Here is a 14,638-nt window from a genome sequence, read left to right on the forward strand (position 1 = left end):
TGATGAATTTTACTGTATCTTTATGCTACTTAACCAATAGCCATGAAAATCATCCAATACACCAAAATTTTCAGAAAAGACTGTATCGAAATCTTTAAGAGTAACGTACCCAAATTTTTTTCGCCGGAAGAGTTGCCACTCTTTGAAAGTTTTCTGGATGATGATACCGAAGAGAACTACTTTGTAGTAAAAATGGATGGTCCGGTAATAGGATGTGGTGGCTTCTTTTTAAATGCCCAAAATAATATTGCAGGATTATCCTGGGGAATGGTTCACTCCAGTTACCATGGAAAAGGAATTGGAAGAGCATTAACCCAATACAGGATTGATTTGTTAAAACAAAACTACCCTGCCCTCCCCTACAAAATTGAAACCTCGCAGCATACCGCTGAGTTTTATCAAAAAAATGGTTTTAAAACGGTAGAGATTGTACCGGACGGATTTGGGAAAGGAATTGACAAATACACCATGATCATGGAAGTGATGCAACCATAATGTATTCCTCACACCCTCCGAATCTTCCCAAGTTCAAAGATCTTATTCCAAGCAGGCATACCAAAAACAATAGTTGAAAAAATATCTATAGATTAAAAAAAGACTGATGTATTTGTCTATATTTGAGCGTTATCGGAAATTATAGAATTCCATAGCGCCTACCCTATGAAAATAACATTGAGCTATCTGTTTATTGCACTATATACCCTTGTAAGCTGTCAGGAAAAATCAGTCGTTAATGATCTGAAATTTTCTAACTATGAAGGACATCCCAAAAAAATTACGGAGATCGTTACTTTTTCTAACCAAGATGTTGATAAAAGTATTTCTTATTTTGACAAAGATGGCTTTCTCACAAAAATTGAATCCTATAACACCATCAACAGTGAATTTCCGGATAGAAGGCTGATTAGTGACATTCTCATCTATGATATAAAGAATAAAGCCAAACGCACTTTCAAATCCATGAATGCTGAAAGCAAAAAGGTAGATGTTACAGGCTATTTTGAAAAAGTTTCCGATTCGCTGTACAGAAGAATTTCAATATCTGATACACCCCCTATGTCCCTCAATAAGTTATTGTATCTGGACAAAAATAACCGCCTTATAAAAACAGAAGAAACCGGAAACTTTAATGGAACCCCCGTTAATAATACCATGGTTTATACCTACACCAACGGCATAAAAAGTGGAATACTTGTTGAAGATAGGGCCAAACATAAAAAAAACAAGCTCACCTATAAAAATGTAAAGTCTGACTCACAGGGCAATTTTCTTTATGAAGAACTAGTAGATGATCACGGAACTTTAGAACTGAAAATAGAAAGAGTGTTTGAATATTATTAATAGATTTTCTACTGAAAATAGTCTGACAAAATAGTGCATTCAGCGCTTATATAAGAACTATAAAATTCATTAAAAACCACACTACAAGAGCTGTAGACCGTTCCAAAGACCCTCTAGGCACTTCCCTAACCCCCTCGAGGGTCTTCCTAACCACCTTTACCCCCTTGAGGAACGGCCTACACCCCCTTACCTAAGGGGGTAGAACCAGTTACATAACGGGCTAGAGATACTTACCCAACGGGCTTCAGGCCGTTATTCAGAGGGTAGCGCCCCTTATCATAGTCCCTAGAGGGTGTATGATAAGGGGGCAGAGATATACCTCTCCATGCTATATAAAATAGATATAAAATGTACACATTGCGTATAGGTTGCATATTCTATGTTAATAAGGATTTCCATAATGCTGTACTTCATAAATTATTTATTTTTACCCCGTGATGAAAAATCACATGGAAAAGAATTAATTATTATATTTACAAAACACAAATGCTTATGAAAAAAAATTTAGTCTATGGGCTATTATTGCTCGCCACATTATCTGTTTCCCTCAATTCCTGCAGAACAGATGAGATGTTGACAGGTACAGAACAAACGCAAAAGGAGAAAATTGCCTTTTTTGAACGCTTTGAAAAGGAAAAAAGCTTTTCTAAAAATGCAGAATCCAAAAACTATGCACTCCCTTTTGGAAACTCCATGTCAGCCTACTTCAACAATTATCCGGAAAAGAAAACAGAACTGGAAAACAAGTATGGAACTGTTGACTTAAGGGTTTCCTCTCAGGACATGGATCTGGAGAATGGCAGAAAGCTATTAATGTTCCCCATGCTTACAGATGGAAAAGTCACTGCAGTAATAGGTGGTGTGATTAACGCAGAAAGAGATTTTCTTTACTTTGACGTTTATAAGGACGGACATCCTGATCGTGATTATCTTATACAGACTTTTCAGCAACATTACAATTCCCTTTCACTGGGTAGGACTATTGATGTTGGGGAGGTTATTATCATTGTAAAAAAACCACAGCTATCGAAGCCTGATCCATGGGATGAAGATCCGGGTGATGGCGGCCATGATATGGATGGAGGTCCGGGTGATTATGGCGGCGGCGGCGGTAGTGGAAGTTCAGGCACACCTAACACGAATCCTCCAACCGATCCATGTGCAAAAATGAAAAGCCAAAATAACCCTGAATTTCAATCTAAAGTTGGTGTATTGGAAACTAATCTAGATGAGAAGAAAGAAACTGGCTGGGTTGAGAAGAAAGATGGGGTATGGGAATATAAGGATATTGCTACAACAAATGATGATAGAAATACTTTATCAATGGGAGATCCTACTAAGGATATGAAAGGTTTCATGCATACACATGTTAATGATTATCAAGACCCTGATGGAAATATGCGACTGGGCTTTAAAATATTCTCTCCGGCAGATGTTATATATTTTAATCAGATGGTAGCTCTAGCACAACAAAATGGTACGCCTTTAGATGACATCTATGCTATTATGGTTTCAGGTAAAGGAAATTATCAGATTAGATTTACAGGAACTAGCAATCAGATTAAAACTTTATACGCAAATACAAAAGATCAGTATAATGAGATGTATAAAGAATACTTTAGCAAACATAAAGGGAAGTCAGATGAAATGAATTTTCTAAAGTTCATTGATGAGATTATGTATGTAAAAGGTATTACCCTTGTAAAAATAAATAGTGATGGTACAACTGTAAAAAAAACACTAAATTCAACAAAAACTGATGTATCTGAGACACCATGCCAATAATAAAAATACTACTATGAAATATATAATAACTTTTGTTTTATATCTAGGGACTTTCTTTTGTAATGCACAAACAATCACCCTAAAACAATTATCAGAATGTCAAGCAGACCTATATCCTTGTCCCAATTATACAAATGCAAAAGACAATACCAATCTATTAGGAAAATTTGTTGGAACTTGGAAGGGAATTTCTGAAGATGGAAGAACTTACGAATTTCGATTTACCAAGAAAGATGATGATGGAGGTTGGCTTAATGATATATTTTGGGATATTTTAGTTGGGAGAATGACTATTAAAAAAAGTGATGGATCAATATTAGAAAGCACAATGAGTGTTTCTGATGCAAACACTCATTTTAAAGGTCATTTCTTTGATAAAAGCTTAACTAAGTATCAACTATATTATTCAGGAAATGCAGAATGTAATGACAAAGGATATGTATACATATCTTTCCCTGATCCTAATAATTTAAATCAAATGAGGCTTGTTTTTATACAAGACAGAGATATTATAGCCAGTTGTCCAAGTGGTTATAAAACATTAATGCCGGATGGAAAAGCTATAATGCTTACAAAACAATAAGTAAAATTTTAAATACAAAAAAAAGCGCTCAAATTGAGCGCTTTTTTTGAAGTTTGCTTAACAAACATATTCATATGCTGAACTATAATAAACAGCATTTGTGGTTTTATTTTTGTTGCAGTGAAAAAAATTATTAAAAAAAATAATATCAATCTAACTTAAAAAAGAAATACACTACTGCTGCCCATTCTTTTTTTATTCCTCTGGCATAGCCAATCGTACTGCGACTGCTGCTTTCTACCGTTCCATCATCTTTGATGTATCCAATGGTTGAACGACTGCTGTTTTCCACCGTTCCGTCTTTTTTCACGTAACCTACGGTAGAACGGCTGCTATTTTCTATGGTCCCGTCACTTTTGATGTAGCCGATTGTTGAGCGATTTTTATTCTCGATCGTTCCATCTGACTTGATGTAACCGACTGTAGAACGGCTGCTGTTTTCAATCGTACCATCTGATTTGATATAGCCTGTGGTACTGCGACTTCCCGATTCTATTGTCTGTCCATTGACAACGAAAAGGTTGAATAGAAAGAAAGAAATGACTGTTATTTTTTTCATGGATTAAAATTTTAATAGGTTATTGTTTTTGGTTCACTTAATATATTCAAAAATATTGATTAGTTTTAAAAAAAAGCGCCACTTAAAAAAATAAGTGACGCTATGTTTAAAGATTTCAAATCTCAAGAAATCTTAGATATTGTATTAAAACTTTAATGCTTATCGCTTAATCACTTTTACTGTTTTCACGAAGTCATTCGCTGCATTTACTTTAACTAAGTAAACTCCTGAAGTGAAAGCAGAACAATCAATTGTTCCTTTAGTATCATTGATTGCTTTCGTAAGTACCAGCTGCCCTGCTGCATTGTAAACCGTTACCGAAAGAATCTTTTGATCAAAAGAAACCGTTAAGTAATCCTGTACCGGATTTGGATATACTTTCAGCTGATCTACCTTTGTTAAAACATTATCAACTGCTAGATTAGCATTTGTTGGACAGGCTAGAGGTACAAAAATTTTCTTTTGAAGAGCGCTGCCATCTCCTATCTGACCATACTCATTAAAACCACAGCCTGATAAAAATCCATTGGTATTGATAACGAATGTATTATAGCTTCCTAATGCAATACTTTGTTTATCATTAGAGGTTCCTATTTGCGTTGGAGTAAATCTCCTGTTTTTGGTTCCGTCTCCTAATTGGCCATAATCATTATTACCCCATCCCCAAAGAGTTCCGTCTTTTTTAATCCCCATAGAAGAATGATAACGGTTAGCATCTACATCCCTCCAATTGGTTTCGGTTCCTATTTGTGTAGGAGTCGTTTTATAGGCTGTAGCTCCATCCCCTAATTGTCCATCAGAATTATGTCCCCAACCCCATAGCGTTCCATCTGTTTTCACACCTACTGAATGAAGATATCCGGCACCAACACTTTTCCAATCTGTAGCTGTTTCTATTTGAATTGGGCTCGTTATGGCTATCATCGTCGAAATTCCATTACCTAATCTTCCATAAGTGGTACTTCCCCAAGCCCATAATGTTCCATTGGTTTTCAGGGCAAGAGTATGCTCCACCCCTGGTGCTACCATTTTCCAATCCGTAGCTGTTCCTATTTGTGTAGGTAAAGTTTTATTGATGGTAGTACCATCTCCTAATTGCCCCCAATCATTACGTCCCCAGCCCCAAAGGGTACCATTGGATTTTATGGCTAGTATATAATCATCCCCACTGGCAATACTTACCCAGTCTGTAGCTGTTCCTATTTGAGCTGGGGTCATTCTATTGATTGTAGTTCCATCGCCTAATTGTCCATCCCGATTACTACCCCATGCCCATAGTGTCCCATCTGTTTTGAGCCCTGCCGAGAAAGAATTTCCAGTAATTATTTTCGACCAATTATTAGAGGTCCCGATTTGAATAGGAGTATCTTTTGAACTTGTAGTTCCATCTCCAAGTTGTCCATTCTGATTACGTCCCCATGTCCATAGCGTGCCATCTGTTTTGAGCCCTAGAGAGTGATAATCACCAGTACTCACACTTTTCCAACAGCCTGTTGTAGCAGCAGGAAGTGTTTTAAATGAGCCTCCCTGCATCCAATTACTCTGGCTGGATCCGCAATGAGATGCCACCCACCAATAGTAAGTGGTGTTAGGTAATAAATTGCTCAAATTTGCTGTTGTAGCAGAAGTAGTTCCATCTATGCCTCCTACAATTGGATTGGTACTATAGATATACAAATACCCTCCATTAGGAGCTGAAGTTGAAGCTGTCCAGTTAAGGGTAGCCGTTGCAGCAGTAATATTGGATGTTGAAAATTGCATTGGTGAAGCGCAATTTGAAGGACAGGCAGTATAAGCAAACGTATTTTTTTGAATATGGGTATCATCACCCAGCTGTCCAAAATCATTTCGTCCGCAAACTTTTAAAAATCCATCAACATTTTTTACAAGAACATGATTACTTCCGGCATAAATCAGCATATTGTCTGAAGAGGAACCAACCTGTGCAGGTGATAAAGTATTCACAGCTCCATTTGTACCGTCACCCAATTGTCCATTAGAGCTATTACCCCATGACCAAAGCGTTCCATCTGTTTTATTCGCATAAGTAAAAGTACTTCCGGCATCTATATTGGCCCAATTGGTGTCAGTTCCTATCTGTGTTGGACTATTTTTTTGGCCTGTAGTTCCATTACCCAACTGTCCATTAGAGTTAGTACCCCATGTCCATAGTGTTCCATCTGTTTTAAGTCCTACAGAGTGATTGTTACCAGCATCTATACTTTTCCAATTCGTTGCTGTTCCAATTTGAACTGGAGTATTCTTTGAAGTAGTGGTTCCATCACCTAACTGACCATCGGCATTATATCCCCATGCCCATAAAGTTCCATTTGTTTTAATGGCAAGAGTATGTACTATACCTTGTGCTACACTTTGCCAATTTGTTGCTGTTCCTATTTGTGCAGGAGCAATTGTATTGGTGTTTGTACCATTTCCTAATTGTCCAAATACATTATATCCCCAACCCCAAAGTGTTCCATCTGTTTTGATGGCTAGCATATGATTAACTCCGGCACTGATGCTTTTCCAATTCGTTGCTGTTCCTATTTGAACAGGGCTCAATCTGTTGACTTTAGTTCCATCTCCCAGTTGTCCATCATAATTATATCCCCATGCCCATAGTGTTCCATCGGATTTAATAGCAAATGTTTGACGACCTCCGGCACTCACACTTTGCCAGTTTGTTGCTGTTCCTATTTGTATAGGGACCTTTCTATCAACAGTGGTTCTATCTCCTAACTGTCCTTCAGAATTACTACCCCATGCCCATAGTGTACCATCTGCTTTTATTCCTACTGAATGCAGACTTCCTGCACTAAAACTTTCCCAGCAGCCTGAGGTAATTGGAGCTCCTACATTAATAACATTTCTAAAAACAGAGCTCCAAACACCGTCATTGTCTTTAATACGGATATTAAATACATGCAAGCCGTTAGAAGGTAAAACAATTCCTGTTTTGATCAGTTGCTCATAAGTACTGTTGAAGCTACCATCAGCAGCCAATACCGGAGTTCCATTTCCTGCTCCCGGATCGGTATCCCAAAAATACTCGGCCTGTGAAAGTGCCAGTAGCGTAGATGTTGGATTTTGCTGGATATTAATAATGTTAGTGAAAACGGGTCCCCAAACACCACTATTATCCTTGATACGAACAGAGAATTTGTGCAAACCATTACCTGGTGTAACAATGTCTGTTTTGGTTAGTTGTTCAAAAACACTATTAAAATTTCCATCAGCTGCCAATACAGGAGTTCCGTTTCCGACTCCAGGATCGGTATCCCAAAAATATTCGGCTTGTGCAAGAGCCATTAGCATTGTTGTTGGATTTTGCTGAACATCGATAACGTTGGTGAAAACTGGTCCCCAAACCCCTGTATTATCTTTAATACGAACAGAGAATTTGTGCAAACCGCTACCCGGTGTAGCAATCCCTGTTTTGGTGAGTTGTTCAAAAACGCTGTTAAAACTCCCATCAGCAGCCGATACCGGAGTTCCATTTCCTGTTCCCGGGTCGGTATCCCAGAAATATTCGGCCTGACTTACGAACACTTGTGCAGGGCACAACATGACCATAAGCAAAGCGATTATACTATAGATATAATTCTTCATATTGTTATATCATTTAGTATTACTTAGAAAAACCGGATCCGTTAATATTCAAAGTACCACCGTTAATAGATCTTGGAGTTACCAAGTAGTTTATCTGAGGTTTATTACCAACATTTGCCGGCCAATAATTTGCCCAACTGTTAGAGCCTCCATAATGTCCTGCATCGTTTCTCGTTAAATCTAAGTCTGTATATTTTATGTCAGGACTTCCGGCATTTTCATTCATACCAGTTACAGTATATGCAACATTATCAAAGTTCATATTCACCGATCCTGAATTGTTACTTTGGATCATGTTACCTTGCGTTACAAACGGATTGGTAGATACGTTGTAGCTGGCTGTCACGTTAACATTATTATGATTGTTTTGAATACAGATATTGCTTTGACCCGGCACAAAAGAAACAGCATTATTCATAATGGCAAGATCTCCCGTGTTTGTAAGACTATTATCATATAAACCAATGTAAATAACAGCTGGATAAAAGTTAGCGGCAGCAGGTCTATAAACTGTATTGTTAATGATTTCATTAGAACTTCCGTCTTTTATACCACGAATCCAAAAAGCATCACAAAAATTATTGTGGAACTTAAAAGCATAATAGGGTTGAGAGTTAGCTATTGCTCCTGTAGATATATTACCATAAACCTCAGCATCAGATGTAGCCATGGAAGTTTCCTGCTGGAAAGAATAGATGGTAATAAACGATGCTTTGTTAGCCGTACATATTCCATGGGAAATCTGCAAAGGTCCATTAATATTACAACCGGAAATATTTGTAGTAGTATTGGCGGTAGTGGTAGTCACACTAAGTAAGTCACAGTTCAAAATATTGATTGTCGTTCTTCCTCCAACTGCTGCTCCTATTGACAATATACCATTAATAGAGTTTATTGTCTTCAGATTGTTAATGGTAATCACTCTTCCCGCTGCCAGGTCAATGTTAACACCTCCCTGAAGAATGTATTTGCTATAATTAGTTTCAGAAACAAAAGTCAGGGATTTATTTATTGTCAAATTTTCTATATAAGCTTCTCCATTCGCTTTAGGTTGAACAATGATACGATCTCCGTTTGAAGCAGCTGTGATAGCTGCACTTATAGTAGAATAAGCTCCGCCGGCTCCGGCATTTCTAACATATAGATCGGCTGCAAAAGCCATAGTACTTGATAAGCCTGCAAAGGCAATGATTAGTAGTTTTTTTGTCATAATTGTATAAAAATTAATTGGTTTAATATTAAGTTAGATACCCTGATTCCTAAAATAGGATGGTAAAGAATAGCACCACTTAAAAAATAAGTGGTACTATTTTGAAAGATTTCAAATCTCAAGAAATCTTAGATATTGTATTAAAATTTTAATGCTTATCGCTTAATCACTTTTACCGTTTTCACGAAGTCATTGGCTGCATTTACTTTTACCAAATAAACTCCTGATGGTAAAGCAGAAAAATCAATTGTTCCTTTAATATCATTGATCGCTTTTGTAACTATCAGCTGCCCGGCAGCGTTGTAAACTGTTACTAAAAGAATCTTTTGATCAAAAGAAACCGTTACATAATCCTGTACCGGATTTGGATATACTTTCAGCTGATCCGACTGTGTTGAAACATCATCGACTCTTAAAACAGTACTCGTAGGGCAACCAACAGGTACAAAAATATTCTTAGAAATAAAGGTACCATCTCCTATCTCCCCAGATCCATTACTACCAGTAGCTGTTAAAAATCCAGCAGTATTTATAACAAAAACATTACCTATACCTACTGTAATACTTTGTTTATCAGAAGCTGTACCTATTTGAGTTGGAGTCAATTTATTCGTTTTAGTTCCATCTCCTAATTCTCCATTATTATTATATCCCCAAGCCCAAAGTGTTCCATCTGTTTTAAGTCCTGCAGAATGATCATCACCTGCACCTACACTCTTCCAATTTGTTTCTGTTCCTATTTGCATTGGAGTACCTCTGTCAGTTATAGTTCCATCTCCTAATTGCCCAGCTGTATTTCTTCCCCATGCCCATAGTGTTCCATTTGTTTTGAGTGCTATAGAATGACTATATCCAGCATTAATATATTGCCAATTGGTATTAGTTCCGATTTGAACAGGAGATGTTCTTGCTGTTCCTGTACCATCACCTAGCTTTCCACCCCAGTTATCTCCCCAGGCCCATAACGTCCCATCTATTTTAATAGCGAGAGTATGTTCTCTTCCTGATGAGATCATTTTCCAATTATTTGCAGTTCCAATCTGGATGGGTATATTTTTATCTATAATGGTACCATCGCCTAATTGCCCTTTGTTATTTCTTCCCCAGGCCCAAAGGGTACCATTTGATTTTAGCGCTAATGTATAATATTCTCCTGTCGTAATATTTACCCAATCTGCTGCTGTTCCAATTTGTGTTGGTGTGGCTCTGTTAGTTGTAGTTCCATCTCCTAATTGTCCATAATCGTTTTTACCCCATGTCCACAGCGTTCCATCTGTTTTGATAGCAACAGTATGATAATATCCAATGTCTGTTTTCAACCAATTATTCATGCCTCCAACTTGTATTGGCTTATTTTTCGCATTCGTAATTCCAACTCCCAGTTGTCCATAGTCATTATTTCCCCATGTCCATAGCGTTCCATCTGTTTTTATTCCCGCCGAATGACGATTTCCTGAGCTTACACTGTACCAACAACCGGTTTCTGTTGTAGGAAGCGTAGTAAAAGAACCTCCAGATATCCAATTACCCTCACTGGATTTGCAATCAGATGCCACCCACCAATAGTAAGTGGTGCTAGGTAATAAGTTGGTCAAAGGAGCCTTTGTCAAAAAAGTAGTTCCATCTATACCACCTACAACCGGGTGCGTACTATAAAAATACATATACCCCCCATTAGGACCTGGAGTTGATGCTGTCCAGTTAATAGTAGCCGTTGTAGAAGTAACACCTGTTGTTGAAAATTGTGTTGGAGGAGGACAATTTAAAGGGCAGTTAATAGGTGTAAACATATTTTTGGAATAACCAGTACCATCACCTAACTGTCCATAACTATTTTGTCCACAAACTTTTAAATCACCATTGTTATTTTTTACTAAACTATAATAATAACCCAAAGAAATTTGCATCGTATCTGAATAGGAGCCTACTTGTTTAGGTGATGTAAAATATGATGTCCCATTAATTGAACCATGCCCCAACGATGTTCCGGAATTGTTTCCCCATGACCAAAGAGTACCATCTGTTTTGCTTGCAAAAGTAATACCTGTTCCTCCCGCTACATTTTGCCAATTGGTTGCTGTTCCTATTTGGGTAGGAACAAATTTTTCAACGATGGTTCCATCTCCCAGATGCCCAGTGGAATTGCCTCCCCATGCCCAGAGTGTACCATCTGTTTTGCTTCCTACAGAATGATCATCTCCAGCGCTAATACTTTGCCAATTTGTATCAAATCCGATTTGAACCGGAGCCAATTTATTAACTTGAGTCCCATCTCCTAATCGCCCATTAAAATTAAGTCCCCAAGCCCAAAGTGTACCATCTGTTTTTAAGCCAAGGGAATGCTGCGAATTAAGTTCAACACTTTTCCAATTTGTACCTATCCCAATTTGAGTGGGTACAAGTTTATCAATATTGGTTCCATCTCCTAGTGATCCCCAATAATTATATCCCCAGCCCCAAAGCGTTCCATTGTTTTTTATCGCCAGCGTCTGATAACCTGAAGTACGAATACTTTTCCAATCCGTTGCTGTTCCAATTTGAATGGGAGTAAATCTATTGATTTTAGTTCCATCTCCCAATTGTCCATATCTATTATCTCCCCATGCCCATAGTGTTCCATCTGTTTTAATGGCTAATGTATGAGAATATCCTCCATTAATACTTTGCCAATCCGTTGCTATTCCGATTTGGATAGGCGTATTTCTTTCAATAGTAGTTCCGTCCCCTAATTGTCCATATCTATTATCTCCCCATACCCATAATGTTCCATCTGTTTTTATTCCCATCGAATGATTAAGTCCTGCGTTAATACTCTGCCAGCACCCTGTAGGAATCTGAGTTTCTACATTAATAACATTTCTAAAAACTGGTCCCCAAACACCTGCATTATCTTTGATACGGATATTAAAGACGTGTAAGCCACTAGATGGCGAAGCGATTCCTGTTTTGGTCAGTTGCTCGAAAGAGCTATCAAAGTTCCCATCGGCAGCCAATACCGGAGTACCATTTCCTGCTCCCGGATCGGTATCCCAAAAATACTCGGCCTGTGAAAGTGCCATTAGCGTAGATGTTGGATTTTGCTGAACATCAATAACATTGGTAAAAACTGGTCCCCAAACACCCGTATTGTCTTTGATACGGACAGAGAATTTGTGCAACCCGTTACCTGGTGTAGTAATCCCTGTTTTAGTAAGTTCTTCAAAAACGCTATTGAAATTACCATCAGCTGCCAATACCGGAGTACCGTTACCGGCTCCCGGATCGGTATCCCAAAAATATTCGGCTTGTGCAAGAGCAATTAGCGTAGAGCTCTGGTTTTGCTGAACATCAATAACATTGGTAAAAACTGGTCCCCAAACCCCCGTATTGTCCTTAATACGGATGGAGAATTTATGCAAACCATTACCTGGTGTGGCGATCCCCGTTTTGGTGAGTTGTTCAAAGGCACTGTTGAAATTTCCATCAGTGGCCAATACAGGAATACCGTTTCCAGCTCCAGGATCGGTATCCCAGAAATATTCAGCCTGGCTTACGAACACTTGTGCAGGGCACAATATGACCATAAGCAAAGCGATGATACTATAGATATAATTCTTCATATTGTTATATCCTTAGCTATTATTTAGAAAAACCGGATCCATTGATATTTAATGTTCCACCACTGATTGTTCGTGGAGTAACCAGATAGTTTATCTGTGGTTTAGTATCAGCATTTGCCGGCCAATAATTTGCCCAACTATTTGATCCGCCGTAGTGGCCTGCGTCGTTTCTTGTTAAATCTAAGTCGGTATAGCTTACATCAGGATTTCCGGCATTTACATTCATCCCTGTTATAGTGAATGCAGTCTCACTAAAGGTCATATTCACAGATCCTGAATTGTTACTTTGGTTCATCGCTCCCTCTGTTACAAATGGATTTGTAAATAGGTTGTAGCTTGCAGTCACTGTAGCATTATTGTTGTTTTTAATGCAAACATTGGTTGTTCCTACTACAAAAGATGCTGCATTATTCATAATAGAAATATTCCCTGTGTTTCCATTATTTAAGTTGATGGAAAATGGTGCTATATCACCACCATAAGGGTCATAGATCGTATTATTAATAATTTCGTTGTTACTACCTGTTTTAATAGCATAGACAAAAACCCCGCGGCAAAAATTATTGTAAAGCTTAAAATTATAGTTTGATTGTGAATGCGATATACCCAAACTTGTAGCATTGCCATATACTTCAATATCCGATGTTGCAAGACTGCTATCTGTAGTTATAGAATTAGCATAAATAGACTGTGCTTTATTAGCAGTAACTCTACCATGGGAAAAGCTAATTTCTCCCAACACATTAGAACCGGAAATATTGGTAGTAGTATTGGCTTGATTGGTAATAACCTTATTTAAATAACAATTGTAAAGGTTTATTGTAGTTCTTCCACTGGTGGTAGGTCCGCTTGCCACTAAGCTGTAAATGGAATAACTTCCTGAACTTAAATTACTGATGTTTACCACTCTTCCCGCAGCCGGATTGATGGTAACGGTTCCCTGAATAAAATATTTATTATAATTGGTTTCAGAGACAAAGGTTAGTGATTTGTTGATGGTAATATTTTCTACGTAGGCCGCTCCATTCGTTTTGGGCTGAATAATGATTCTATCCCCTTCTGAAGCCGCTGTGATGGCTGCACTTACCGTAGAATAAGCTCCGCCTGTCCCTCCATTTCTAACATATAAATCGGCTGCAAAAGCCATAGTACTCGATAGACCTGCAAAGGCAACGATTAGTAGTTTTTTTGTCATAATAGTGTAAAAATTGATTGGTTTTATAATGATATTTTTTAGATTTCAAACTGAATTCATACAAAAACAAAAGCTTTAATCAATGAATAAACGTTGATCTTGAAATTATTTTCGTCGATAAAATTGTGTTGCATCATAACTGGTAAAACAGCAATCTTCTTCACATCCTTTTTCACTAATTGATAGTGGAATACCTGTTATGATTTCCATAACTCAATATCATTTCCATATGATTGGAAGAAATAATCAAATAAGCTATATTGGGTTAAATACAACTTGTTGATTTAAAGGAGTTTTAAAGATTTACTTTGTTTTAAATTGTTGGAAACAATTAACTGTTACGAATTAGTAGATACCGTATAGTTGGGTTCATTTTCATGGTTTAATTAGTTTTCAGGTTTTGTTTTTAGTTTTAGTTTTTTGTAATAACAACATCATCAGTCATGATTCTATGTTATTGATTGCAAAAGTATTATTTTATTATGAATTTTAAAATAATAAATCAACAATAATACTCATAAATACCGGATAACATTCTTTTAAAATGTGAAAAATGGAATATTAAAGAATAGCGCCACTTAAAGAATAAGTGGCGCTATGTTGAAAGATTTCAAATCTCAAGAAATCTTAGATATTGTATTAAAATTTTAATGCTTATCGCTTAATCACTTTTACCGTTTTCACGAAGTCATTGGCTGCATTTACTTTTACCAAATAAACTCCTGATGGTAAAGCAGAAAAATCAATTGTTCCTTTA

General features: G+C 37.3%; 10 protein-coding genes. 4 read left to right on the top strand and 6 right to left on the bottom strand.

Annotated elements, in window-relative coordinates; genetic code table 11:
* Positions 1–42 precede the first annotated feature (42 nt).
* From C1638_RS03640 to C1638_RS03655, 4 genes are all read left to right on the top strand, one after another.
* Positions 43–495 (top strand): GNAT family N-acetyltransferase, encoded by a 453-nt coding sequence (locus C1638_RS03640; protein ID WP_109618269.1) that lies wholly within the window; start codon positions 43–45, stop codon positions 493–495.
* A gap of 165 nt (positions 496–660) precedes the next feature.
* Positions 661–1,341, top strand: a complete 681-nt coding sequence (locus tag C1638_RS03645) for a hypothetical protein (RefSeq protein ID WP_109618270.1) — start codon at positions 661–663, stop codon at positions 1,339–1,341.
* Positions 1,342–1,833: 492 nt separating this feature from the next.
* Positions 1,834–3,126 (top strand): hypothetical protein, encoded by a 1,293-nt coding sequence (locus tag C1638_RS03650; protein ID WP_109618273.1) that lies wholly within the window; start codon positions 1,834–1,836, stop codon positions 3,124–3,126.
* Positions 3,127–3,139: 13 nt separating this feature from the next.
* Complete coding sequence (locus tag C1638_RS03655) at positions 3,140–3,709, top strand: DUF6705 family protein (protein WP_109618275.1); 570 nt, start codon at positions 3,140–3,142, stop codon at positions 3,707–3,709.
* 148 nt (positions 3,710–3,857) lie between these two features.
* Here the strand turns inward: C1638_RS03655 and C1638_RS03660 are convergent, their stop codons facing one another.
* From C1638_RS03660 to C1638_RS22750, 6 genes are all read right to left on the bottom strand, one after another.
* A complete protein-coding gene (locus tag C1638_RS03660) occupies positions 3,858–4,268 on the bottom strand; it encodes a 5-fold beta-flower protein (RefSeq protein WP_109618277.1) in 411 nt (136 codons plus the stop codon).
* 159 nt (positions 4,269–4,427) lie between these two features.
* Positions 4,428–7,877 carry an RCC1 domain-containing protein gene (locus tag C1638_RS03665; protein WP_109618279.1) on the bottom strand — a complete coding sequence of 1,150 codons (3,450 nt, stop codon included), beginning with the start codon at positions 7,875–7,877 and terminating at the stop codon, positions 4,428–4,430.
* Between the two features lie 19 nt (positions 7,878–7,896).
* On the bottom strand, positions 7,897–9,087 hold the full coding sequence (locus tag C1638_RS03670) for a hypothetical protein (RefSeq protein WP_123838325.1): 1,191 nt from the start codon (positions 9,085–9,087) through the stop codon (positions 7,897–7,899).
* 155 nt (positions 9,088–9,242) lie between these two features.
* Positions 9,243–12,686, bottom strand: a complete 3,444-nt coding sequence (locus C1638_RS03675; RefSeq protein WP_123838326.1) for an RCC1 domain-containing protein — start codon at positions 12,684–12,686, stop codon at positions 9,243–9,245.
* Positions 12,687–12,705: 19 nt separating this feature from the next.
* Positions 12,706–13,881, bottom strand: a complete 1,176-nt coding sequence (locus tag C1638_RS03680; protein WP_123838327.1) for an autotransporter outer membrane beta-barrel domain-containing protein — start codon at positions 13,879–13,881, stop codon at positions 12,706–12,708.
* A gap of 654 nt (positions 13,882–14,535) precedes the next feature.
* Complete coding sequence (locus C1638_RS22750; protein ID WP_369073485.1) at positions 14,536–14,628, bottom strand: T9SS type A sorting domain-containing protein; 93 nt, start codon at positions 14,626–14,628, stop codon at positions 14,536–14,538.
* Between the last annotated feature and the right edge of the window lie 10 nt (positions 14,629–14,638).

This window comes from Chryseobacterium oncorhynchi, assembly GCF_002899895.1.
Taxonomy (GTDB): Bacteria; Bacteroidota; Bacteroidia; order Flavobacteriales; family Weeksellaceae; genus Chryseobacterium; species Chryseobacterium oncorhynchi.